At 73.3% G+C, this 22,083-nt stretch carries 20 protein-coding genes; 8 read left to right on the forward strand and 12 right to left on the reverse strand.

The features are described from left to right. Nucleotides 1–119 precede the first annotated feature (119 nt). Together AGRA3207_RS09010 and AGRA3207_RS09015 are read left to right on the forward strand one after the other, a co-directional pair. Entirely contained in the window at nt 120–446 is a 327-nt protein-coding gene (locus AGRA3207_RS09010) for a hypothetical protein (protein WP_231334106.1), read from the forward strand. Nucleotides 447–486: 40 nt separating this feature from the next. Further along, nucleotides 487–1,497: an LLM class flavin-dependent oxidoreductase gene (locus AGRA3207_RS09015; protein WP_231334107.1), complete on the forward strand. Its 1,011-nt coding sequence runs from the start codon at nt 487–489 to the stop codon at nt 1,495–1,497. Here AGRA3207_RS09015 and AGRA3207_RS09020 read toward each other — a convergent pair. The 7 genes from AGRA3207_RS09020 to gabT all read right to left on the reverse strand — a co-directional run bounded on the left by AGRA3207_RS09020 (nt 1,475) and on the right by gabT (nt 9,968). Then, nucleotides 1,475–2,272 carry an SDR family NAD(P)-dependent oxidoreductase gene (locus tag AGRA3207_RS09020; protein WP_231334108.1) on the reverse strand — a complete coding sequence of 266 codons (798 nt, stop codon included), beginning with the start codon at nt 2,270–2,272 and terminating at the stop codon, nt 1,475–1,477. The genes AGRA3207_RS09015 and AGRA3207_RS09020 overlap by 23 nt on opposite strands. A 1-nt stretch (nt 2,273) precedes the next feature. Beyond that, nucleotides 2,274–2,987 (reverse strand): ABC transporter ATP-binding protein, encoded by a 714-nt coding sequence (locus AGRA3207_RS09025; RefSeq protein ID WP_231334109.1) that lies wholly within the window; start codon nt 2,985–2,987, stop codon nt 2,274–2,276. Beyond that, a complete protein-coding gene (locus AGRA3207_RS09030; protein ID WP_231334110.1) occupies nt 2,984–4,735 on the reverse strand; it encodes a branched-chain amino acid ABC transporter ATP-binding protein/permease in 1,752 nt (583 codons plus the stop codon). The genes AGRA3207_RS09025 and AGRA3207_RS09030 overlap by 4 nt, the downstream gene beginning before the upstream one ends. Next, complete coding sequence (locus AGRA3207_RS09035) at nt 4,722–5,579, reverse strand: branched-chain amino acid ABC transporter permease (protein ID WP_231334111.1); 858 nt, start codon at nt 5,577–5,579, stop codon at nt 4,722–4,724. The genes AGRA3207_RS09030 and AGRA3207_RS09035 overlap by 14 nt, the downstream gene beginning before the upstream one ends. Further along, nucleotides 5,572–6,744 carry an ABC transporter substrate-binding protein gene (locus AGRA3207_RS09040; protein ID WP_231334112.1) on the reverse strand — a complete coding sequence of 391 codons (1,173 nt, stop codon included), beginning with the start codon at nt 6,742–6,744 and terminating at the stop codon, nt 5,572–5,574. Before AGRA3207_RS09040 ends, AGRA3207_RS09035 begins: the two co-directional genes overlap by 8 nt. Nucleotide 6,745: 1 nt before the next feature. After that, nucleotides 6,746–8,446 carry an amidohydrolase gene (locus AGRA3207_RS09045; RefSeq protein WP_231334113.1) on the reverse strand — a complete coding sequence of 567 codons (1,701 nt, stop codon included), beginning with the start codon at nt 8,444–8,446 and terminating at the stop codon, nt 6,746–6,748. A gap of 169 nt (nt 8,447–8,615) precedes the next feature. After that, on the reverse strand, nt 8,616–9,968 hold the full coding sequence (gene gabT, locus AGRA3207_RS09050; RefSeq protein WP_231334114.1) for a 4-aminobutyrate--2-oxoglutarate transaminase: 1,353 nt from the start codon (nt 9,966–9,968) through the stop codon (nt 8,616–8,618). A 91-nt stretch (nt 9,969–10,059) separates the two neighbouring features. Between gabT and AGRA3207_RS09055 the strand changes: the two genes are divergently transcribed. Next, entirely contained in the window at nt 10,060–11,625 is a 1,566-nt protein-coding gene (locus AGRA3207_RS09055) for a PucR family transcriptional regulator (RefSeq protein WP_231334115.1), read from the forward strand. A gap of 4 nt (nt 11,626–11,629) precedes the next feature. Further along, a complete protein-coding gene (locus AGRA3207_RS09060; RefSeq protein ID WP_231334116.1) occupies nt 11,630–13,057 on the forward strand; it encodes an aldehyde dehydrogenase family protein in 1,428 nt (475 codons plus the stop codon). 55 nt (nt 13,058–13,112) lie between these two features. On the opposite strand, the gene AGRA3207_RS09065 is transcribed toward AGRA3207_RS09060, so the two are convergent. Further along, the gene (locus AGRA3207_RS09065; protein ID WP_231334117.1) at nt 13,113–14,366 is read right to left on the reverse strand and encodes a cytochrome P450; all 1,254 of its coding nucleotides are present in this window, start codon (nt 14,364–14,366) and stop codon (nt 13,113–13,115) included. Between the two features lie 11 nt (nt 14,367–14,377). Further along, nucleotides 14,378–15,727 carry a glutamine synthetase family protein gene (locus AGRA3207_RS09070; protein ID WP_231334118.1) on the reverse strand — a complete coding sequence of 450 codons (1,350 nt, stop codon included), beginning with the start codon at nt 15,725–15,727 and terminating at the stop codon, nt 14,378–14,380. A gap of 233 nt (nt 15,728–15,960) precedes the next feature. Between AGRA3207_RS09070 and AGRA3207_RS09075 the strand changes: the two genes are divergently transcribed. Then, nucleotides 15,961–16,749: an acetoacetate decarboxylase family protein gene (locus AGRA3207_RS09075; RefSeq protein WP_231334119.1), complete on the forward strand. Its 789-nt coding sequence runs from the start codon at nt 15,961–15,963 to the stop codon at nt 16,747–16,749. Nucleotides 16,750–16,839: 90 nt separating this feature from the next. Here AGRA3207_RS09075 and AGRA3207_RS09080 read toward each other — a convergent pair whose 3' ends face one another. Together AGRA3207_RS09080 and AGRA3207_RS09085 are read right to left on the reverse strand one after the other, a co-directional pair. Further along, complete coding sequence (locus AGRA3207_RS09080; RefSeq protein WP_231334120.1) at nt 16,840–17,382, reverse strand: hypothetical protein; 543 nt, start codon at nt 17,380–17,382, stop codon at nt 16,840–16,842. Nucleotides 17,383–17,619: 237 nt separating this feature from the next. After that, entirely contained in the window at nt 17,620–18,198 is a 579-nt protein-coding gene (locus tag AGRA3207_RS09085) for a GNAT family N-acetyltransferase (protein WP_231334121.1), read from the reverse strand. Between the two features lie 100 nt (nt 18,199–18,298). Here AGRA3207_RS09085 and AGRA3207_RS09090 point away from each other — a divergent pair, with 100 nt between their 5' ends. Then, a complete protein-coding gene (locus AGRA3207_RS09090; protein ID WP_231336267.1) occupies nt 18,299–18,850 on the forward strand; it encodes a GNAT family N-acetyltransferase in 552 nt (183 codons plus the stop codon). Here the strand turns inward: AGRA3207_RS09090 and AGRA3207_RS09095 are convergent. Further along, entirely contained in the window at nt 18,772–20,265 is a 1,494-nt protein-coding gene (locus AGRA3207_RS09095) for an APC family permease (RefSeq protein WP_231334122.1), read from the reverse strand. The genes AGRA3207_RS09090 and AGRA3207_RS09095 overlap by 79 nt on opposite strands. Nucleotides 20,266–20,424: 159 nt before the next feature. Between AGRA3207_RS09095 and AGRA3207_RS39780 the strand changes: the two genes are divergently transcribed. Both AGRA3207_RS39780 and AGRA3207_RS09105 read left to right on the forward strand, forming a co-directional pair. Then, nucleotides 20,425–20,997 (forward strand): MarR family winged helix-turn-helix transcriptional regulator, encoded by a 573-nt coding sequence (locus AGRA3207_RS39780; protein ID WP_273700022.1) that lies wholly within the window; start codon nt 20,425–20,427, stop codon nt 20,995–20,997. A gap of 72 nt (nt 20,998–21,069) precedes the next feature. After that, nucleotides 21,070–22,002, forward strand: a complete 933-nt coding sequence (locus tag AGRA3207_RS09105) for an LLM class flavin-dependent oxidoreductase (protein ID WP_231334123.1) — start codon at nt 21,070–21,072, stop codon at nt 22,000–22,002. The last annotated feature ends 81 nt before the right edge of the window (nt 22,003–22,083 follow it).

Raw genomic sequence — 22,083 nt, forward strand, 5'->3', positions numbered from 1 at the left:
CCCGGAAACCGGATCCCCCGGAACCGGATCGACCGGAATGGGACCGCCGGGCCTCTCGCCATCCGAGATCACCGAGCGTATGATCCGGATCACAGTTCCCGTGACCGGATCGGTGTTCCATGTACGAGGCCGTCCCCCACCAGCCCGCCGCCCAGCCCGCCCCCGCCGCCCGTCCCGCCCTCGGCATCGGCCCCGACGGGACCTACACGCTCGGCGGCCAGATCGCCGCCTTCGTGCTCGGGCTCCTCACCATGATCGTCTGCCTGCCGCTGGTGGTCGTGGCGGCGCTGCTGTACACCAGCGCCGAGAACCGCTTCGCCGAGCACGACCTCCGGCGCGGCCGCGTCCTCGTGATCTGGTCGTGGCTCTGCATCACGGTGCTGCCGCTCCTCGTGACGGGCACCGTCCTGCTGATCGTGACCGTCATCAGGTCCGCCGTGGGATGACGCGGGAAGAGGACGGCGGGCGGGCCGGTTGTCACCCGTCATGAGCGTCCCGTTCTCCGTCCTCGACCTCGCCCCCGTCGTCAGCGGCTCCACCTCCGCCCAGGCGCTGCGCGACACCCTCGACCTGGCCCGGCACGCCGAGCGGCTCGGCTTCCACCGGTACTGGCTCGCCGAGCACCACGCGATGCCGGGGATCGCCAGCTCGGCGACCGCCGTGCTGATCGGGCAGGTCGCGGCGGTGACGTCCACGATGCGGGTGGGATCGGGCGGCGTCATGCTGCCGAACCACGCGCCGATGGTCGTCGCCGAGCAGTTCGGGACGCTGGAGGCGCTTCATCCCGGGCGCATCGACCTCGGCCTCGGGCGCGCCCCCGGTACCGACCAGGCCACCGCGCTCGCGCTGCGCCGCTCCCCCGAGGCGCTGTCGGTGGACGACTTCCCCGAGCAGGTCGTGGAACTGCGCGGCTACTTCGCCGACGACAGCAAGGTGACGCCCGCGGCGGGCAACGGGCCCCCGGTGTGGCTGCTCGGCTCCAGCGGCTACAGCGCGCGGCTCGCCGGCCTGCTCGGGCTGCCGTTCGCGTTCGCTCACCACTTCAGCGCCGAGAACACCGTGCCCGCGCTGGCCCTGTACCGCGACTCGTTCCGGCCGGGTGCGCTGGACGAGCCGTACGCGATGATCGGCGTCTCGGTCACCGCCGCCGACACCGACGAGCGGGCCCAGGAGCTGGCCGCGCCGCAGTCACTGGCGTTCGTGCGGCTCCGGCAGGGGCGCCCGGGGCCGCTCCCCTCACCGGAGGAGACCGCGGCGCACCCCTACACGCCGCTGGAACGCCGGATGATCGACGAGCGGATCCGGGACCAGGTGGTGGGCGGCCCCGAGACCGTCCGCGAACGGATGGACGCGCTCATCGCGCGGACGGCGGCCGACGAGGTCATGGTCACGACGATGGTGTACGACCACGCCGACCGCCTGCGCTCCTACGACATCCTCGCCGGGCTCTACCGGGACGGCCTCGTGCCCGCGGTCAGGACGACGGGCGGGGCGTGATCTGGAACTCGAACGGCACCGTCCCCGGGTCGGGCAGCGCGGTGCCGCCGTCCACGCTCAGCACGGCGCCGTTCACGTAGGACGCCTCCGGGCCGAGCAGCCACAGCACCGCCGCCGCGGCCTCCTCCGGCGAGCCCGCCCTGCGCTGCGGGACGAGCCGCGTGACCTCCTCGTACGCCTCCTCGCGCCCGAGGCCGTGCGGCCCGCCGAAGACCTCCATCTCCGCGTCCGACATCTCGGTGCGGATCCAGCCGGGGCACACCACGTTGGCGCGGACGCCGCGCGGCCCGTAGTCCGCCGCGATCGTCTGCGTCAGCATGGTCAGCCCCGCCTTGGACGTGGCGTAGGCCGCGACGCCCGTCGGTACGCGCAGCGCGGCCACCGACGAGACCGTCACCAGTGCGCCCCGCGCCTCGATCAGATGCGGCAGCGCCGCCTTGGCCAGCAGGAACACCGAGGTCAGGTTGGTGTCCACGGTGACCTGCCAGTCCTCGGGCGACAGGTCCAGGATGGCGCCGTTGCGCAGGACCCCGGCGTTGGCGACCAGCCCGTCCAGCCTCCCGTGGGTGGCGACGACGCCCTCCACCAGCTCGGCCACGGCGCCCGGCGAGGCCACGTCGCAGACCCGCGGCTCGGCGCCGGTCTCGGCGGCGACCCGGTCCAGCGCCTCCTTGCGGCGGCCGCAGATCACCACGTGGTCGTCCTCGGCGGCGCCGCGCGCGACGGCCGCGCCGATCCCGCTGCCCCCGCCGGTGACGATCAGCACCCGTCCCATGTCAACTCCTCGCTTCGGGTTCGCTCACGGCCTCACCAAGGTAGGCGGCGTGCAGCACGTCGGGGGCCTTGCGGAGGGGCGCCGCGGGGCCGCTGTGGGTGAGCCGCCCCCCGGCCAGCACGTGCGCGGTGTCGGCGACCTCCAGGGCGAGCGTGGCGAACTGCTCGACCAGCAGCACCGCGCACCCCTCGTCCGCCAGCGACCGAACGGCCGGAAGCAGCCGCTTCACGATCACCGGCGCGAGGCCGAGCGACATCTCGTCGATCAGCAGCACGGACGGGTCCATCGCGAGCGCGCGGGCGAGCACCACCATCTGCTGCTCGCCGCCGGACAGCAGCCCGGCCTGCACGTCCATGCGCTTCTCCAGCTCGGGGAAGAGTTCGACGGTGCGGTCGGTCGCGGAGCGGCGGACGGCCCGCAGGTTCTCGGCGACGGTCAGCTGCGTGAACACCGTGCGGCCCTGCTCGACGAGCGCGATGCCGCGCCGCGCCCGCGCCACCCGGTCGAGGCCGGTGAGGTCCTCGCCGTCCCCGGTCAGCCGCCCGGACGCGAGGGGCAGCACGCCCGCCACGGCCTCCAGCAGGGTCGTCTTCCCCGCGCCGTTGGGCCCGAGCAGGACGGTCACCTCCCCGGCGGACGCGGTCAGCGTGACGTCCCGGACGATCGGCGCGCCGCCCCGGGCGACCGCCACGTCCTCCAGTCTCAGTTCCTTCATGTGAGCGCGACCTCGTCTCCCAGGTAGGCGCGGGCGACCTCGGGCCGCGCGAGCACCTCCGCGGGCGGGCCCGCGGCGATGACGGCGCCGAAGTCCAGCACGACGACGCTCGCGCAGGCCCGGCGGACCATGTCGAGGTCGTGCTCGATGAGCAGGACGGACGCGCCGAACCTCGCCGGGACCTCGATGAGCCGGTCGGCGAGCGCGAGCGACTCGGCGTGCGCGAGGCCCGCGGCGGGCTCGTCCAGCACGATCAGCCTGGGCCGCGCGAGGATCGTGGCGGCCACCTCCAGGAGGCGGCGGCTGCCGACGTCCAGGTCGAAGACGTGCGCCTCCAGCGACGGGCAGCCGAGGAAGTCGCGGACCTCCTCCAGCTCGTCGCGGGTGACGGCGCGGTGCGCCGCGAACCGCAGGTAGGCGCCGACGGTGAGCCCGGTCGGGACGCGGTCCTGCTGGAACGTGCGCCGCAGCCCGGCGGCGGCGCGGCGGTGCACGGGCAGCCCGTCCAGGGAACGGCCGCCGAGCGTGACGGACCCGGTCGCCGACGGCAGGAACCCCGAGAGCGCGTCGGTGAGGGTCGACTTGCCCGCGCCGTTCGGGCCGATGAGGCCCATGACGGTGCCCTCGGGCACGACGAGGTCCACGTCCTGGAGCGCGACGACCTGCCCGAACCGGACGCCGAGGCCCGTGACCTCCAGCAGCGGCTCGGTGCCGAGCGGCGGGGCGCCGGGGTCCGACGGCGTCCGCGGCGGGGGGACGGCCGCGGGACGGCGGGCGCGCAGCTTGCGGGCCATCCCCTCGCTGATGCTGCTGCCCTGCGACAGCGCCTGGACGGCGCCGACGCCGAACAGCACGTTCGCCCAGTCCTGGGAGACCCCGGCCCGGCGGAACAGCTCCGGCACGAACGCCATCAGGACGCCGCCGAACAGGGCACCGCCGACGTACTCGGTGCCCGCCATGACGGCGACGACGAACAGGGCGAGCGAGCCGATCGTCCCGAAGTTCTGCGCCGTGATCATGCCGACCTGCCCGGCGAGCAGGCCGCCGGACAGGCCCGCGGCGAACGCGCTGAGCGCGAACGCCGACAGCTTCGCGCGGGCGACGCTGGTCCCCGACGCGGCGGTGGCGCGCTCGGAGAACCGGACGGCGCGCCACGCGGCGCCCATCCGGGTGCGTCCGAGCAGCTCGACCGCCAGCGCGACCACCACGAACATCAGGCCCGCGTACACGAAGTACTGCCGGTCGGTGGCGATGAACGTGGGCCGGATGACCTGCTGGTAGGTGTCCACGCCCGGGAAGTTCACGGCGGCGATCACGACGTCGGCGGCGGCGGCGAACCCGAGCGTGACGACGGCGAGGTGCACGCCGCGCAGCCGCAGCGCCGGCAGGCCGATCAGCACGCCGAACGGCATCGCGGCGAGGCCGCCCGCGAACGTCCACAGGATCAGCGTCCCCGGGGACTCCCACACGTTGAGCTGGGCGACCGTCCACGCGCCGACCGCCGCGAACGACAGCTGGCACAGCGAGTTCATCCCGGCGCGGCCGACGATGCCGAGGCCGAGCAGGGCCACCGCCGACACCAGCACCGAAGTCGCGAGGAACAGCCAGTACTGCGGGACGACGATCGCCGCGACCACGACGACCAGCAGCGCCGCGGCCGGCTGGCCGAGGACGCCCGTCACCGCGGGCAGCGGCAGCCGCGCGGCGCCTGCCGGGCGCCCGGCGGTCTTCGCATCAGCGTGCCGCATCCCACACCTCCCGTCGCTGGGACCAGATCAAGATGGCGAGGATCGCCAGGAACGGCACCGTGTCCCGGTACTGCTGGAGCTCGGTGACGTGGGCGAGCGCGCCCTGGAGCGCGCCGAGCCCGAGGCCGCCCGCGACCGTGCGGCCGAGGCTGCGGAAGCCCCCGACCAGCGCCGCGGTCCCCGCGGGGATGACCATCAGCGCCAGCGACGTCTGGTCGCTGGTCTGCTGCGGCGCGATGACGAGCAGGACCGCCGCCGCCAGCAGCCCGGTGACCGCCCACATGCCGACGCCGAGGCGGCGGGACGGGATGGCGTGCAGCTCGGCGGTCGTCGGGCGTTCCGACAGCGCGCGGAGCCGCAGGCCGAGGACGGTCCGGGTGAGGACGAGCCAGGCGATGCCCGCGACCACGACCGAGCCGACGGTGCACACCGCCGCCGCCTGCGTCACCGTGATGCCGTCGAGGGTGAACAGCGAGCCGCCGAACTTGCCCGGCATCCGGCGCGGGTCCGTGCCGAAGACCAGGAACGACACGGCGAGCAGCCCGACCAGGAACGCGATGGAGATCGCGGAGCGCTGGTCGGCGCCGGCCTCGCCGAACCACTTGCCCATCACCCAGCCGAGCGCGGCGGCGACCAGGCCGGAGGCGAGCAGGCCGGCGAGCGCGGCCGCCCCGTAGGGCCAGCCGTGCTCGGACGCGACCGCCATGGTGTAGACGCCGATCACGCCGATCGCCACCTGCGCGAAGTTGACGACCCTCACCAGGCGGAACATCAGTGTGAGGCACAGGCCGAGGGCGGCGTACGCGCCGCCCCCGGCAAGGCCCGCGATGGCACCCTCAAGCATTGGGAAGCTTGACCCATTCGGGCGTCAGGACCGTCCAGTCGCCCTTCGCGTCCGGCCTCACGAACTTCGCCGCGAGGTTGGAGGCGTGGGTGCTGCCGGACCCGAACGCGAACGGCATCCCGGTCATGGCCGAGTCCAGCGGCTTGAGGTTCTTCATCGCGCTGGTGACGGCCTCACGGGTGATGTCGCCCTTGATCGACTTCAGCACCGTGACCAGGTGCTGGGCGGCGAGGTAGCCGCCCTGCGCGAAGGCGGTGAGCGGCACCTTGTGCTTGGTCATGGTCGCCCGCCAGTCCTTGTTGGCCTCGGACCGGACGTCGGTGTAGGGCTCGAACTCCGACAGCGCCACGACGTTCTTGCCCGCCGGGCCCAGCGCCTTCGCGGCCTCGACCGTGTAGGTGGAGGCGAGGAAGAGCCACTTGATGTTGTTGATGTTCTGCGCCTGCGCGGCCTTGACCCAGCCGATGGACATCGGCTCGACGCCGTTGAACAGCACCGCCTGGCAGCCGGCGCTGCGGGCCCGCAGGACGTAGGGGGTGTAGTCGGTGGTGGAGGCCGACAGGCTCAGGTCGTTGACGACGAGCTTCTTGCCGGTGATCTTGGACCAGCGGTCGACGCCCTCGCGGTAGGCGTTGGCCGTGCTGCCGATGATCGAGAAGAAGGCGCAGATCTTGTTGAGCTTCAGCTTCTCGGAGGCGTAGTAGAGGGTCACGGTCGAGCCGAAGAACGGGCCGGTGTTGACCGGCGAGATGTTCGGCGAGGTGAAGCAGCCGGGGTCCACGCCGATGCCGCGGACGTCAGTGATCTTGTTGCGGTCGTACAGCGGTCCGTTGACCTGGCAGTCGACCAGGCTGGCACCGCCCGCGAGGGCCACGGCCTTCTTGTTCTGGATGACGTCGCGGGCGGCGAGCGCGGCGCTGGCCGGGTCGCCCTTGTCGTCGGCGGTGGTGTAGGCGATCTTGCGGCCGTTGACGCCGCCGTTCGCGTTGACCTCGTCGAAGACGGCGCGGGCCGCCTGCGACGCCTCGGGGAAGGTGACCGGGCCGCTCAGGGTGGAGACCGACCCGATGTTGATGGGCCCGGAGTCGGACCCCGTGGAGTCGTCGGCGCAGGCCGCCAGGGGAAGGGCGAGAAGAGCGGCGGCGAAGAGGGGTGTGAATCGCATGTCAGACACCTTCGGTGCTGTGGACGACCCGGCCGTCGAAGACGGTCATCGCGACGGGGACGTCCGGGAGGTCGTGGGGGTCAAGGGAGGTGAGCGTCCCGTCCAGGACGGTGACGTCGGCTGCCTTACCGGATTCGAGGGTGCCCTTCCAGTCCTCGGCGAAGTCCTGCCATGCCGCGTTCACGGTGTAGGCGCGCACAGCCTCGGGCAGTCCGACCCGCTCCTCGGGACCGAACGTCCGTCCGCTGGCCTTGGACTCGCGCAGCAGCATCGCGGCCACGCCCTGTCGCCAATTGGGTGGGGCGACGGGCGCGTCCGAGCTGGCGGTGACCGGGATCCCGGCCTCGATCGCCGATCGGACAGGGTACTGGTAGGCGGCCCTTTCGTGTCCGAGTTGTTCCTCCAGCATGTCGGCGATCATCCATTTGATCGCCGGGTTCATGTTGGCTCCGAAGCCGTGCTTCGCGAGCTTGCGCATGCTCTGGGGGCCGAGCAGGTCCGCGTGGATGACGTAGTGACGGGGGTCGTCGCGGGGGTGTTCGGCCTGCGCGGCCTCGAACGCGTCCACGACGGCGTCGATGGCGCGGTCGCCGGTGACGTGCACGCCGAGCTGGTGGCCCGCGATGTGCGCGAGCCTGACCATCTCGTTGAGCTCGCGGGTGCGCAGCGCGTCGGCGGCGCCGTGCACGCACAGGCAGCCGAAGTCGCCTCCGGGGTACTCCTCGCGCATCCACGCGGTCTCGTTGGGGGGGATGCCGTCGGCGAACAGCTTGACGCCGATGACGTTGAGGATCCGCGGGTCGACGTCCTCGGGGACCTTGGCGTTGGCCAGGCCCTCGGCGATCTCGGCCGCCGAGCCGCCGATCCCGGTGAGCAGCAGCAGCACGCTGACGCGGGCGCCGAGGTCGCCGGAGCGGGCGAGGTCGCCGTAGACGTCCAGGGTCAGCTGGCTCGCCGCGCCCGCGAACAGGCTCGTGCCGCCCGGGCCGAGGCCCGGCTCGGTGTAGCTGGTGATCCCCTCCCGCTGGATGGCGGCGACGGCCTCGCGGATCGCCTTCTCCACCTGCTCGCGCGTGTAGCGCGGCAGGTGGCGCTGGACGAGGTCCTGGGCGCTCTCGGCGAGCAGCCCTGTGGGGTTGCCCGCGCCGTCGACGTGGATGCGGCCGCCCTCCGGCGTCTCCGTGCCGGCGGTGACGCCCGCCAGCTCCAGTGCCCGCGAGTTGGCCCAGGTGAGGTGCCCGCTGAAGTCCTGGAGGTAGACGGGGTGGGACGGCGCGACCGCGTCGAGGTCGGACCGGTCGGGCATCCGCCCGCCGTCCAGGCACTCGGCGAGGTAGCCGGGGTCCCAGCCGTTCCCGCGGATCCACTGCCCCTCGGGGGTCCGGGACGCCGCCTCCTTCACGGCGGCCACGATGTCGGCGATCGAGCGCACCGCCGGGTATCCCAGTTCCAGGGCGAGCGGCGGGCGGTTGAAGCCGAACGCGCAGCCGTGCAGGTGCGAGTCGTTGATGCCGGGAAGCGCCGTGCGCCCGCGGAGGTCGACGACCTGCGTGCGCGCGTCCGCCAGTGCCCGTATGTCATCGGTCGAGCCGACCGCGGTAATCTTCCCGCCGGTGATGGCCACAGCCTGCGCCACGGAGAAACGCGCGTCGGCCGTGAGGACCTCGCCGTCCAGTAGCACCAGGTCCGGGGAGTTGTTCATGTGCGCCCCTGCTCCTTGATTTGGGCCCAAACGTATTGCGAACGTATGGGGCCAAACGATGAACGGTCAATCACGAAGGTATAACAGAGTGACGCAGTTCACGGGGCGGTTAGGCAGCATCAGGCCACCGGCGCCCCCGAAGGGTGCCGGTGGCCCGTTCCACCACGGATCAGCCCGCGAACGCCTCCTCGATCACGTCCAGCCCCTCGGCGAGGAGATGGTCGGGGATCACCAGCGGCGGCAGGAACCGCAGCACGTTCCCGTACGTCCCGGCGGTGAGGACGAGCAGGCCCCGCGCGTGGCAGCGGCGGGCGATCTCCAGGGTCAGCATCGGGTCGGGCTCCGTGGTGCCCTCCTTGACCAGCTCGATCGCGATCATCGCGCCGCGCCCGCGGACGTCGCCGATCGACCGGTGGCGCCCGGCCAGCGCGCGCAGCCGGGGCAGCATGGTCTCCCCGATCGCGCGGGCACGCTCGGTGAGCTTGCCCTCCTCGATCTCCTCCAGGACGGCCAGGGCCGCCTCGCACGCCAGCGGGTTGCCGCCGTAGGTGCCGCCGAGCCCGCCGCCGTGCACCACGTCCATGATCTCGGCGCGGCCGGTAACGGCCGCCAGCGGCATTCCGCCCGCGATCCCCTTCGCCGTGGTGACGATGTCGGGCACGATGCCCTCGTGCTCGCAGGCGAACAGGTGGCCCGTCCGCGCGAACCCGGTCTGGACCTCGTCGGCGATGAACAGGATGCCGTTCTCGCGGCAGAACTCCGCGATGGCCGGGAGGAACCCCGGCGCGGGCTCGATGAACCCGCCCTCGCCCTGGATCGGCTCGATCACGACCGCGGCCACGTTCGTCGCGCCGATCTGCTTGCCGATCTGGTCGACGGCCATCGCGGCCGCCTCCGGCCCGCAGTTCTCCGGCCCGGTCGGCCACCGGAAGGGGTAGGCCAGCGGCATCCGGTACACCTCGGGCGCGTACGGCCCGAAACCGTGCTTGTACGGCATGCTCTTCGCGGTCAGCGTCATCGTCAGCAGCGTCCGGCCGTGGTAGCCGTGGTCGAACACCACCACCGCCTGCCGGCCCGTCGCGTACCGCGCGATCTTGACGGCGTTCTCCACCGCCTCCGCGCCGCTGTTGACGAGGAACGACCGCTTCTCGTGGTCGCCGGGGGTGATCCGGTTGAGGTTCTCGCACACCCGGACGTACGACTCGTACGGCGCGACCATGAAGCACGTGTGGGTGAACCGGTCCGCCTGGGCCTTCACGCGCGCGGCGACCCGCGGGTTGGCGTTGCCCACGCTGGTCACCGCGATGCCGGAACCGAAGTCGATCAGGCTGTTGCCGTCCGCGTCGACGACCACGCCGCCGTCGGCGTCGGTCACGTACACGGGCAGCACGCTGCCGACGCCCGGCGGCACCGCGGCGAGGCGGCGCTCCTGCAACTCCCGGGACCGCGGCCCCGGGATCTCCGTCACGACACGACGCTCCTGCGGCAGGCGGCTCGCGCCGCCGGGATCCTGGCTGGTCATGGCGCGAACATAGGCCGGGCGGCGCCTACGATGAACAGTACGGCGCGGCGAAATCGGCCCGCCGGAATGGACATCCTGCACAAGGAACGCGATGCCGCCCACCCTGGCCGCCGTGGCCGCACTCCCGCAGCTCGGGCTCCGACCGCTCACCGGGCCGCCCGCGGGGGCGCCCGCAGGGGCGCCCGCCGGGCCGGTCCCCGACACGCCCGTCATGTGGGTCGCGGTCAGCGAGCTGGAGGACCCGACGCCCTTCCTTGAGGGCGGCGAGCTGGTGCTGACCACCGGCATGCGGCTCACCTCCGCGAACGCCGCCGGCTACGTCGACCGCCTGGTCGGACGCGGTGTCGCCGGCCTCGGCTTCGCGGTCGGGGTGATCCACGCGCGGGTGCCGCCCGCGCTGGTCGCCGCCGCCCACGACCGGGACCTGGTCCTGCTGGAGGTCCCCCGCCCGACGCCGTTCATCGCCATCGGCAAGGCCGTGTCCCGGATGCTGGCGGCCGAGTGGTACGAGGACGTCACCCGCGCCTTCCAGGCCCAGCGGGAGCTGACCCGCGCCGCCACCGCCGGCCCCGGGGCGCTGGCCTCCCGGCTCGCGCGCCTGCTCGGCGGCTGGGTGCTGCTGCTCGACCCGTCCGGAGCGGTCCGGCACGCCGAGCCCGCCTCCGCCGCGGGCCGGGCGGCCGACCTCGCCGCCGACGTCGCCCGGCTCCGGCGCCGCCCGGAGGCCCGGCCCGCGGACGGCGCGGCCCTGGCCAGCGTCGCCCTGTCGGTGCCGGGCGAGCACATCGTCCTCCAGCGGATCGGGCTCGGGGGGCGCCCGCGGGGCTTCCTCGCCGTGGGCACGGCCGCGCCGCTGCCCCACGTCGCGCACACGATCGTGGGGGCGGCCGTCGCGCTGCTGACGCTCCAGTCGGAGGCGCCCCGAGGCGGCCGTGACCAGCGCGCCGCGCTCGCCGCGCTGCTCCTCGGCCTGCCGCCGGAGAGCCCCGCCGTCCCGCGCGGCGCCCTGCGCGTCCTGGCGTGCGGGGGGCGCTCGGGCGGGCAGGGACCCGTCCTGGACGCACTGGACTCCGACCCCGCCGGTGAGCGCTGCCTGGCCCTGCCGCTCCCCGGCCACACGGCGATCATCGTCCCCGACGGGTTGACCGGGCCCGTGACGTCGCTGCTCTCCTTCGCGGGCCCCATCGGCGTCAGCGACCCGGTGCCCGCCGGCGACGGGGAGCCGGCCGGGTGCGGGGCGCTGGTGACGGCGCTCCGGGAGGCCGAGGACGCGCTGGCGGCGGCGCGGCGGCGGGACGAGGCCGTGCAGTCCTACGCCGACCTGCCCGGCCAGGGGGTGCTCGGCCTGCTCGACCCGGGGCCCGCGCGCGCGTTCGCCGACGGGCTGCTGGCGCCGCTGCGCGCGGAGGGCCTGCTGGAGTCCGTCCGGGCCTATGTCGCCGCGAACGGCCAGGGCGAGGCGGCGGCCAGGGCGCTGGGCGTCCACCGGCACACGCTGCGGACCCGGATGCGCAAGGCGGCCGAGTTGCTCGACCGCGATCTCGACGACCCCGCGGCCCGCGCCGAGCTGTGGTTCGCGCTGGCCGTCACGTCCAATGAGGACGGCCGGTTTGGACAGCCTGGCGACTCCCCTCCCCGGCCTCCGGAGATAGCGTGAACGCATGAACGTGACCCCATTCTGGCTGGCCGGCCGGGCCGAGACCGGTGACGGCGAGCTGACCGTGACGCACCCCTACGACGGCCGGGTGGTCGGGACCGCCGCGGTGCCGTCCCCCGGGCAGGTGGAGGAGGCGCTCGCCGCGGCCCACGCGGTCCGCGCCGAGGCCGCGGCGCTGCCCCTGCACGTGCGGGCCGAGGCGCTCGCGCACGTGTCGGCGCGGCTGGCCGAGCGCGCCGAGGAGGTCGCCCGGCTGATCACCGGTGAGAACGGCAAGCCGCTGCTGTGGGCGCGCGGCGAGGTGAACCGCGCGATCTCCACGTTCCGGTTCGCCGCGGAGGAGACCCGCCGCTTCAGCGGCACCACGCAGCGGCTCGACACCGACCCGGCCGCCACGGGGCGGATGGCCTACATCTCCCGCGTGCCGAAGGGCCCGGTGCTCGGGATCTCCCCGTTCAACTTCCCGCTCAACCTGGCCGCGCACAAGATCGCGCCCGCCATCGCGGTCGGCGCGCCCATCGTGCTGAAGCCCGCCCCGGCCACCCCCCTGTCGGCCCTGCTGCTCGGGGAGCTACTCGCCGAGACCGGCCTGCCCGCCGGGATGTTCTCGATCCTGACCGTCCCGAACGACCGCGCCGGCGGCCTCGTGGACGACCCGCGCCTGCCGATCGTGTCGTTCACCGGCTCCGTCCCGGTCGGCTGGGCGATCAACGACCAGGTCCCACGCAAGCACGTCACGCTGGAGCTCGGCGGGAACGGCGCCGCGGTCGTCCTCCCGGACGCCGACCTCGACTGGGCCGCGCAGCGCATCGGCCTGTTCTCCAACTACCAGGCCGGGCAGAGCTGCATCGCCGTCCAGCGCGTCTACGTCGACCGGTCGGTGTACGAGGCGTTCCTGCCCAAGCTGGTCGACACAGTCGGCGGGCTCGTCACCGGCGACCCCTGGGACGACAAGACGCAGGTCGGCCCGCTCGTCAGCGAGGACGCGGCCGAGCGCGTCGAGGCGTGGGTGGACGAGGCGGTCTCCGCCGGGGCGAGGATCCTGGCGGGCGGCACCCGCGAGGGCGCGGCCTACGCCCCCACCGTCCTCGCCGACGTCCCCGCCGACGCCAAGGTGTCCCGCGAGGAGATCTTCGGCCCGGTCATGACCGTCCAGCCCGTCGACGGGGTGGACGAGGCGTTCGCGCTGGTCAACGACTCCAAGTTCGGGCTCCAGGCCGGTGTGTTCACCCGCGACCTCGACATCGCCTTCCGCGCCCACCGCGAGCTCGAGGTGGGCGGCGTGGTGATCGGCGACGTCCCGTCCTACCGCGCCGACCAGATGCCCTACGGCGGCGTCAAGGACTCGGGCGTCGGGCGCGAGGGCCTCCGGTCGGCCATGGCCGACTACACCGAGGAGAAGGTCCTGATCCTCACGGGCCTGCCCCTCTGACCCCCAGTGCGGCGGGGCCCGGTCCCGGGCCCCGCCGCGCCCCCGGGCCCCGAGCTCAGGCGAGGGTCACGGTCACCGGCATCTCTTTGATGCCGTTGACGAAGTTGGAGCGGACGCGGCGCGGCTCGCCCGCGTAGCGGATGCCGGCCAGGCGCGGCAGCAGCTCCTCGAACATGATCCGCATCTCCAGGCGGGCGAGCGCGGCGCCCATGCAGAAGTGGGGGCCGCCCTTGCCGAAGGTGATGTGGTCGTTCGGGGTGCGGGCGACGTCGAAGCGGTGCGGGTCGGTGAAGACGTCCTCGTCGCGGTTGCCGGACGCGAACCACAGCACGACCTTGTCGCCCTCGCGGATCGCGGTGCCGCCCACCTCGGTGTCGCGGGTCGCGGTGCGCCGGAAGTGGTAGACCGGCGACGCCCAGCGCAGGAACTCCTCGACGGCCGTGGGCATCAGGTCCGGGTCGTCGCGCAGGCGCGCGGCCTGCCCGGGGTGGTCGATCAGCGCGCGCATGCTGTGGGTGATGGCGTGCCGGGTCGTCTCGTTGCCCGCGACGACCAGCAGCAGGAAGTAGTTGTCGAAGTCGCGCTCGGTGAGCGCCTCGCCGTCCCGCGGCGTCTCGTTGACCAGGCGGCTGACGAGGTCGGTGCCCGCGCCGCCGCGGCGGCGGGCGGCGAGCTCGCGGCCGTACTCGAAGACCTCCAGCGACGCGGGGCTGCGGAACGGCAGGTCGCGGTAGCGCTCGCTCTCGGCGCTGTGCAGCAGGACGTCGGCGTAGTCGGGGTCGGTGTTGGCGATGATCCGGTTGCCCCAGTCGATGAGCCGCCCGGTGTCGTCGTCCGGGACGTCCAGCATGCGGGCCAGGACGTTGATCGGGAAGTCGGCGGCGACCTCCTTGACGAAGTCGAAGGTGCCTTTGGCGAGCGCCGAGTCGAGGGTCCGCGCGGTGAGGCCGCGCAGGAACGTCGCGTAGCCCGCCACCGAGCGCGGGGTGAACTCGCGGGCCAGGAGGCGGCGGAGCGCCAGGTGGCGGGGGCCGTCGGTCTCCAGCATCGAGCGGCGGATGGCCGCCTGCCGCTCGTCCACCTCCTCCAGGTTCACGAATTTCTCGGAGGTGAAGGTGGCCTGGTCGCGGTCGGCGGCCACGATGTCGGCGTGCCGGGTGAGCGACCAGAAGCCGGCGCCGCCGTCGGACTCGGGGTTCCAGTGGACGGGCCGGTTCCGGCGCAGCGTCTCGAACATCCGCCAGGGCGTCTCGCCGTCGAGGAAGTTGTCGGGGTCGGACAGGTCGACGGCGAGGGTGTCGGCGGACAACGGGGGCTCCTTCACAGGTGGTAGGAGTACTCGCGGAACTCCCAGTCGGTGACGTGCCTGCCGAAGCGGGCGACCTCGTCCCGCTTGTAGGTCAGGAAGGCGGACACGAAGGGCTCGCCGAGCACCTCCACAAGCGCGGTGTCGGCGGCGAGCGCGTCCAGCGCGGTGGGCAGGTCGCCGGGCAGGACGGGCGCCTTCGCGGTGTCGTAGCCGTAGCCCTCCAGCGGCGGCGGGCAGGCCAGCTTGTCGCGGATCCCGAGGTAGACGGCGGCGAGGAGGCCGGCGATGCCGAGGTAGGGGTTGGCGGAGGCGTCCCCGAGCCGGACCTCCAGGCGGGACGCGGCGCCGCGCTCGGGCGGGATGCGGACCATGGCGCTGCGGTTGTCCAGCCCCCAGTCGATCAGCCAGGGGGCGAGGGTGTCGGGCCCGAACCGCTTGTAGGAGTTGATCGTCGGGTTGAACAGCGCGGCGAGGGCGGGCGCGTGCTCCAGCACCCCGGCGATGGCCTGGTGCGCGGTCTCCGACAGCCCGTCGGGCCCCTCGCCCTGGAAGACGTTGCGGCCGTCGCCGTCCAGGCAGGACAGGTGGACGTGGAAGCCGGAGCCGCCCTCGTCGTTGAACGGCTTGGCCATGAACGTGGCGAGCAGCCCGTCCCCCCGGGCGATCTCCTGGACGGCGGACTTGAACCGGAACGCGCGGTCGGCGGCGTCGAGGGCGGCGGAGTGGTCGAGGTTGATCTCGAACTGGCCGCCGCCGAACTCGTGGTTGCCCATCGTCACGCCGAGGCGGAGGTCGCGCAGGTGGCGGAGGGTGCGCAGGAGGTGGCCCTCGGGGTCGCCCTTGCGGCCTGCGGTGTAGACGTTGCCGGGCGCGTCCCCGTAGCGGCGCCAGCCGGAGGGCGAGGACGCGTCGGGCTCGCAGAGGTAGTACTCCAGCTCGGGCCCGGTGACCGGGTCGAGGTCGAGCTCGGACAGCCGGGCGATGGCGCGGCGCAGGACCTCGCGCGGCGCCTCGGGACAGGGCTCGGCGCCGTCGGGCTCGAAGGCGTCGCCGAGGCAGGACGCGACGCCGGTCTCCCACGGGACGGGCGCCAGCGTGGACAGGTCGGGGCGGACGCAGATGTCCGGCAGTCCCGCGTCGAGGCCGCCCGCGACCTCGACGGTGTCGCCCATCGGGGTCGTGTGGTAAATCGCCCGGCAGAAGGACAGCCCGTGCTCCATCACCGAGGGCAGCCGCTCGACCAGCACGTCACGCGCGCGCTCGGTGCCCAGCAGGTCGGTGTAGCCGACCCGGACGATGTCGATGCCGTCGGCGATCAGCCGCTCCACCACGTCCTGGACTGAGGGGTCCTGTCGGCTCACGCGGGCTCTCCTCGGGAACGAACTTCATTTGGGCTCAAACCATATGTGGGCCGACGGGTCCTGACAAGACTCGGCCGGGACACGCTCGATCATCCTTCAGGGAACAACTCCGGGGAGCGCCCGAACATGCCCGGCCACCCGGGAGGGCAGGTCACGGGCGGCGGGGGGCGGGTGGCGAAACCACATCGCAGCGCCTATCGTACGGACCCAAACGACATTTCAGGAGGAGCGCGGTGGCACCCGTCCGAGGTTTCCTGCACCCCAAGACCGCGACAGGGCGGTCGTCGCTGATCCCGAGCCCGCCGTGGCACTACTCGGGCGACCTGCTCACCGTCGAGTACCGCACCGACCCCGCGCGCGTGGCCGAGCTGCTGCCCGCCCCCCTGTCCCCCGCCCCGGACGATCCGGGCGCCGTCGCGATCATCTGGGCGGACTGGCAGTCGTGCTCGGAGTCGGCCGAAGAGCTGCTCGACCCCGTACGGGCCCAGTACAAGGAGTGCTTCGTCGTCGTCCGCTGCTCCTTCGAGGGGCGGACGTACTCCCGCTGCGTCTATATCTGGGTGGACAAGGACTTCGCCATCGCCCGCGGCCTGCACCAGGGCTACCCGAAGAAGCTCGGCTCGATCCACCAGACCCGCCCGCACCCGTACGGGCGCGGTGCCCCCCGCATCGCCGAAGGCGGCCGCTTCGGCGCGACCCTGGCCGCCGCCGACCGCCGCCTGGCCGAGGCCGTGGTGACCCTCCGCGCCCCGTCCGAGACGAACGGCTTCGTCAACGGTCATCCCATGGCGCACCACCGCTTCCTGCCGTCCATCGAGCCGGGCGGGGCGCCGGCGCTGGACGAGCTGATCGAGTCCGGCGCGGCCGGCTTCGAGGCCGGGCCCGCCTGGACGGGCGAGGCCGAGCTCCGCCTCTTCGACTCCCCCACGGAGGAGCTGTCCCGCCTGGAGATCGTCGAGCCCATCGGCGCGTACTACCGCCAGGTGGGCGTCGTCTGGAACGGCGGCCGCCGCCTGGCCTAGCGGCACGCGCTCCGGCCCGTGGAACGGCGCCCGCCTCTGCCCTGGCGGGCGCCGCTCTGCCCGGACGCTCGGCCGGTGATCAGCCGGCGATCAGGTGACGGTCACGCTCGCCAGGTCGAAGTAGTGGGCTCGCGGGCTCTCCTTGTCCGCCGAAAGCCCGAAGGCGACGTAGAAGGTCCCGACGTCGTGGACGTCGATGGTCGTGCTGTAGGTGTACTGCCGCCATCCGTCGAAGTCGGTGCGGCCCAGTTCCACGAAGTCCTCCTCCACGGCCGGCGCGGCCCGGTCCGCGTGCGCGACGACCGGCCAGCCGGCCGCCTCTCCGGTGCCGCCGTTCCACTCCCAGACCGACAGCTCGACGGTGATGCCGGGCTGCCCCTGCGGCACGGGGAACGCGCGCTCCACCCACAGCGTGCCGTCGCCGCGGCGCCCGTCCAGCCAGAAGTCGAGGCTGTGCGCCCCGCTCTTGGCCACGTCCGACGACCAGGTCACGTCGCCGTCCCGGAGCCTGCCGTCCTTTTTGGCGGTCCACCCCTCGGTGCCGCTCTCATAGTCGAAGGTGTGGTCGGCGAGCACGGCCGGCGCCGGCGGCGGCGTCGCCGCCCCCGCGGCGCCGCTCCCCCATGCCAGCACGGTGGCAGTGGCAGTGACGGCGGCGGCGGCTAGTGCGCATGACCTCATCTGTATCCGTCCTCCTTGGACCGATGGGTGGAGGACCCGGGGATTGGTCCTCCGCGAGAGGGGATCATCTGCCGCGGATCGGGGACCATGCAAGGGCGGAGGCGGGCGTTGTCACACCGTCTCCGGGCGGTGCGGACGGTCCGCCGCCGCGCTCGGAAGCGATGCGGAGCCGGCGGCGGGAGGGCCGTCCTATGCCCCGGTCCCCGGCACGGCGCGGGGCGCCGATGGGCGGTCGGCGCGGTACAGGAAATGGGCAGGGCCGTCGACAGGGTTGTCAGGCTCCATCTCGCCCTCGGCGATCCTGCGCAGGCCCGCCTTCTCCAGGGCGCGCCAGGACCGGCGGTTCGCCGCCGCGACGGGAACGATGACGCAGGTCGCGGACGGATGGACGGCCCAGATCCGGTCCAGGACCGAGGCGATCATCCGCGTGCCGAGGCCCCGTCCGATGCGGTCCGGGTCGCCCACCAGGTAGTCGATGGACATGGCCCCGGCCGGGACGTCGACGAGCGGCGCCAGCTCGGCGACGTACTCCGGGTAGTCGGCGAGCAGGCAGCACTGGAGCAGGCCGACCGGCGCGCCGTCCAGGAGCGCCAGGAGGTCCTCGGAGGGCTCCTCGCCCCGGGCCGCGGGGCCGAAGTCGCGCATCACGGCCTCGGGCGAGGTCTCGTGGTTCCACCACCGCGCGACGTGCGGCCGGGCCAGCCACTCGCGCAGCAGCCCGAAGTCCGCCTCGGTCACGCGCCGCCAGGTGAGGCCGGGTTCCGTCACGAGACCCACGGTATCCGGCGCGGCGCGCCGCCGCCTCCGGTCCGCGGACGGCGCCGTGCGAGGATCCGAAGATCACGTGCGACCCCCGGTGGAGGACGAGATGTTCGCGATTCCCCTCGGCGACGGAGCCGAGCTGCGGCCCCTGGAACCCTGGCAGGCCGAGGAGTTCCTCGCCCACATCGACCGCGGGCGCGCGTACATCGGCGCGCACGTGGGGCTCCCCGACGTCGCCGCCGACCTGGAGTCCGCGCGGGACTGGCTCCGCTCCTACGCCGACAAGGCCGCCGCCGACTCCGGCCGTCTCTACGGCATCTGGCTCGACGGGGTCCTCGTGGGCGGCGTGCTGTTCCGGGTCTTCGACGCCGGCGCGGGGACCTGCGAGGCGGGCTGCTGGCTGGAGCCGGACGCCACCGGGCGCGGCCTGGCCACCCGCGCCGCCGCTGTGATCATCGACTGGGCGGTCCGGGAGCGCGGGATCCACCGGGTGGAGTGGCAGGTGTCGTCGGAGAACACGGCGAGCATCAACGTGGCCCGGCGGCTCGGCATGACCCGCGACGGCGTCCTGCGGGAGAACTATCCGTTCCGGGGCGTGCGGCAGACCACCGAGGTGTGGTCGGTGCTCGCCCCCGAGTGGCCGCCGATCCGGGTGTAGACCGCCGGGCGGGCCGTGCGGAGGTACGCCGCGAAGGCCACGCCCCCGGCCGCGGCCAGGAAGATCAGCCCGGGCAGGACCCAGGTGAGCGACGAGCCCTTCTCGGCGCCGAGGAGGGCGTCGAAGTTGAGCAGGCTGACGACGAACACGGCGCCGAGGCCGATGGCGGCGATCGCGGGGGCGACGAGGCGGTTCCACGGGTTCTCGCCCCGGTGGTCGCGCGCGAAGTACGCGACGACGGCGGCCGAGGTGAGGGCCAGCAGGAGGATCACCCCGAGGGCGCCCAGGTTCGTGAACCAGTTGAAGAGGGTGAGGACGGGGTCCTTGCCGGACACGGCGAACACGACCACCACGGCCGCGGCCAGGGCGGTCTGGGTCACCGACCCCACGTGCGGGGACCCGTGCCGGGCGTGGGTGCGGCTCAGCGGGGACGGGAGGACGCCCTCGCGGCCCAGCGAGAAGAAGTACCGCGCCACGGCGTTGTGGAACGACAGCAGCGCCGCGAAGACGCTGGTGACGAGGAAGATCTGGGCCAGGTCCGCGAAGATCTTGCCGACGTGCTCCTCGGCGAGGGCGAACACGAGCCCGGGGCCGTCCTTCTGCGACCGCGCGATGATCTGGGACGAGCCGGTGCCGACGGTCATCGCCCAGGCGGTGAAGGCGTAGAACACGCCGATGACGGCGACCGCGATGTAGGTGGCGCGGCTGACCGTCCGGCGGGGGTCGCGGCACTCCTCGCTGTAGAGGGCGGCGGCCTCGAAGCCCATGAAGCTGGCCATCGCGAAGCAGAACGCCGCGCCGACCGCGCCCGAGCTCGCCGCGTCCAAGCCGAGCGGGCCGAGGGACACCCCGGACGGGGCGTCGGCCACCTGCGCGAGGTCGAAGACCAGGACGGTCAGGAACTCGATCGCGAGGAGGACGCCGAGGACGCGCGCGTTCAGGTCGATGCGGCGGAAGCCGAGGACCGCGACCACCGCGACCCCGGCCAGCGCGACCGCCCACCAGGGCAGGTCAAGGCTCAGCTTGGACTTCAGCAGATCGGCCGTGGTGAAGCCGAACAGCCCGTAGAGGCCGGTCTGCATGGTGTTGTAGGAGATGAGGGCGACGAACGCGGCGCCGACCCCGGCGACGCGCCCGAGCCCGTGGGTGATGTAGGCGTAGAAGGCGCCGGCGTTGGCGATCGACCGGCTCATCGCGGCGTACCCGCCGGTGAAGACGGTGAGCAGGACGGCGAGGACGACGTACAGCAGCGGGATGCCGACCACGCCGGTGACGGCGAAGGAGGTCGGCAGGCCGCCGGCGGCGACGGTGAGCGGCGCCGACGCGGCGACGACGAAGAACACGATCTCGGGGACGCCGATGCGCCGTCGCCCGGTTTCCGGGGAGGAGGGGGACTCGACTTCGTCGATCGCCATGCGCGGCTCCATTGCCGGTACGGGCCCCCGCATGATTGTTTGGGCCCGCACGATATGCGGAATCGCTCGGATCGTACGGGCTCAAACGACAACTGACAACGGTAGATTCGCACTCGGCCCGCGGAAGACGTCCGCACCGGGCCCGCGGGGAGGACGTACGTGACCGGGCATCACACACTGCAAGAGACCGAGCAGGCCATCCAGCGGCGGCTCGGTGACGTGCCGCTGCGCCACGACGCGATGATGGCGGTCTCCAACATCTACCGGGCCGCCGCGGCGATCCGGCAGCATTTCGAGAGCTCGGTGCTGCGCGGCGCCGACCTGACCTGGACCTCCTTCGTCGTGCTCTGGGTGGTGTGGATCTGGGACGAGATGGAGACGCGCCACGTCGCCGAGGAGGCGGGCATCTCCAAGGGGACGCTGACCGGCGTCGTGAAGACGCTGGAGGGGCGGGGCCTCATCGAGCGGGGCTCGCACGCGACCGACGGGCGGCTCGTCCTGCTGCGGCTGACCGACAAAGGCCACGAGCTGATGTGCGGGCTGTTCCCGGCCTTCAACGCCGAGGAGGCGTTCGTGGTCGAGCGGCTGGACGAGGACGGGAACCGGGCCCTGGCGCAGACCCTCCGGTCGGTCGTCGAGCACCTGGAGGAGGAAGGCGACGCCCGGCGCGCGGCGCTGCGGGCCGCGTCCCCGCCGCCGCCGCGCCGCTCCGGCCGCCGCCCCCGCGGCTGAGCCTCGCCCGCCGGGTCCGCACGCCGCGCACGGCCCTTGTGGGTGAATCGTTTGGGCCCGTACGATAGCCCGATGACGCCACGCTTCGTACTCGTGCTGAGCGAGAACTGGACGATGACCACCGGCCGCGATCTGCCCACCCTCGTCCGCTGGGCGCGGGAGGCCGAGGACGCCGGGTTCGACGCCGTCATGGTCAGCGAGCACGTCGTCCTCGGCCCCGACGCGGGCGCGGACGGCGTGATGGGCAACCCGCGCGAGTACGCGCTCCCCGGCAACCAGGACCCCTTCACCCCCTGGCCGGGCTCGCTGATGCTCCTCAGCGCCATCGCCTCGGTCACCACCCGGATCCGGCTCGCGGCGGCGGCCGTGCTGGCCCCGCTCAAGCACCCCCTCGCGCTGGCCCGCGACATCGGCACGCTCGACCTGCTGTCGGAGGGGCGCCTCGTCGTCCAGCCGACCGTGAGCTGGAGCCGGGACGAGTACGCCGCGCTGAACGTCCCCTTCGGCAAGCGGGGCAGGATCCTCGACGAGCAGCTGGAGATCTGGGACCTGCTCTGGCGCGGGTCGCCCGTCTCCTACAGCGGCGAGCACTTCTCCTTCGAGGACGTCTACTTCGAGCCGCGCGCCTACCGCCCCGACGGGCCCCGCATGTGGTTCGGCGGGCAGCACATGCACGACCGGCTCCTGGACCGCCTCGTCAAGTACGGCCATGGGTTCCACCCGCTCGGCCACCCGACGCCGGAGGACCTGGAGCGGCTCGCCGCGGGCATGGCGGCGGCCGGACGCGACATCGCCGAGCTGGAGCGCATCGGGGGCTGCCGCCCGGTCTTCCCCGACGACCATTCGGTGTCGCCGCTCGCCCCCGCGCTGGAGGGCGTCCCCGGCAAGATCGCGCAGGGGTTCACGACGTTCTGCATCAAGCCGTCGCAGTTCACCGACGACCCGGACGGCGTCGGCGCGTTCTGCCGCGAGGTCATCAAGCGGACCGACGCCCTCCTCTCCTGAGCGGGGCACTCCCCGAACAGGCACCGCCCCCACCGGGGGCGACGCGAAACCGGCCGGGCCGCGGATGCGGCCCGGCCGGTC

It is taken from the genome of Actinomadura graeca (assembly GCF_019175365.1).
GTDB lineage: Bacteria > Actinomycetota > Actinomycetes > Streptosporangiales > Streptosporangiaceae > Spirillospora > Spirillospora graeca.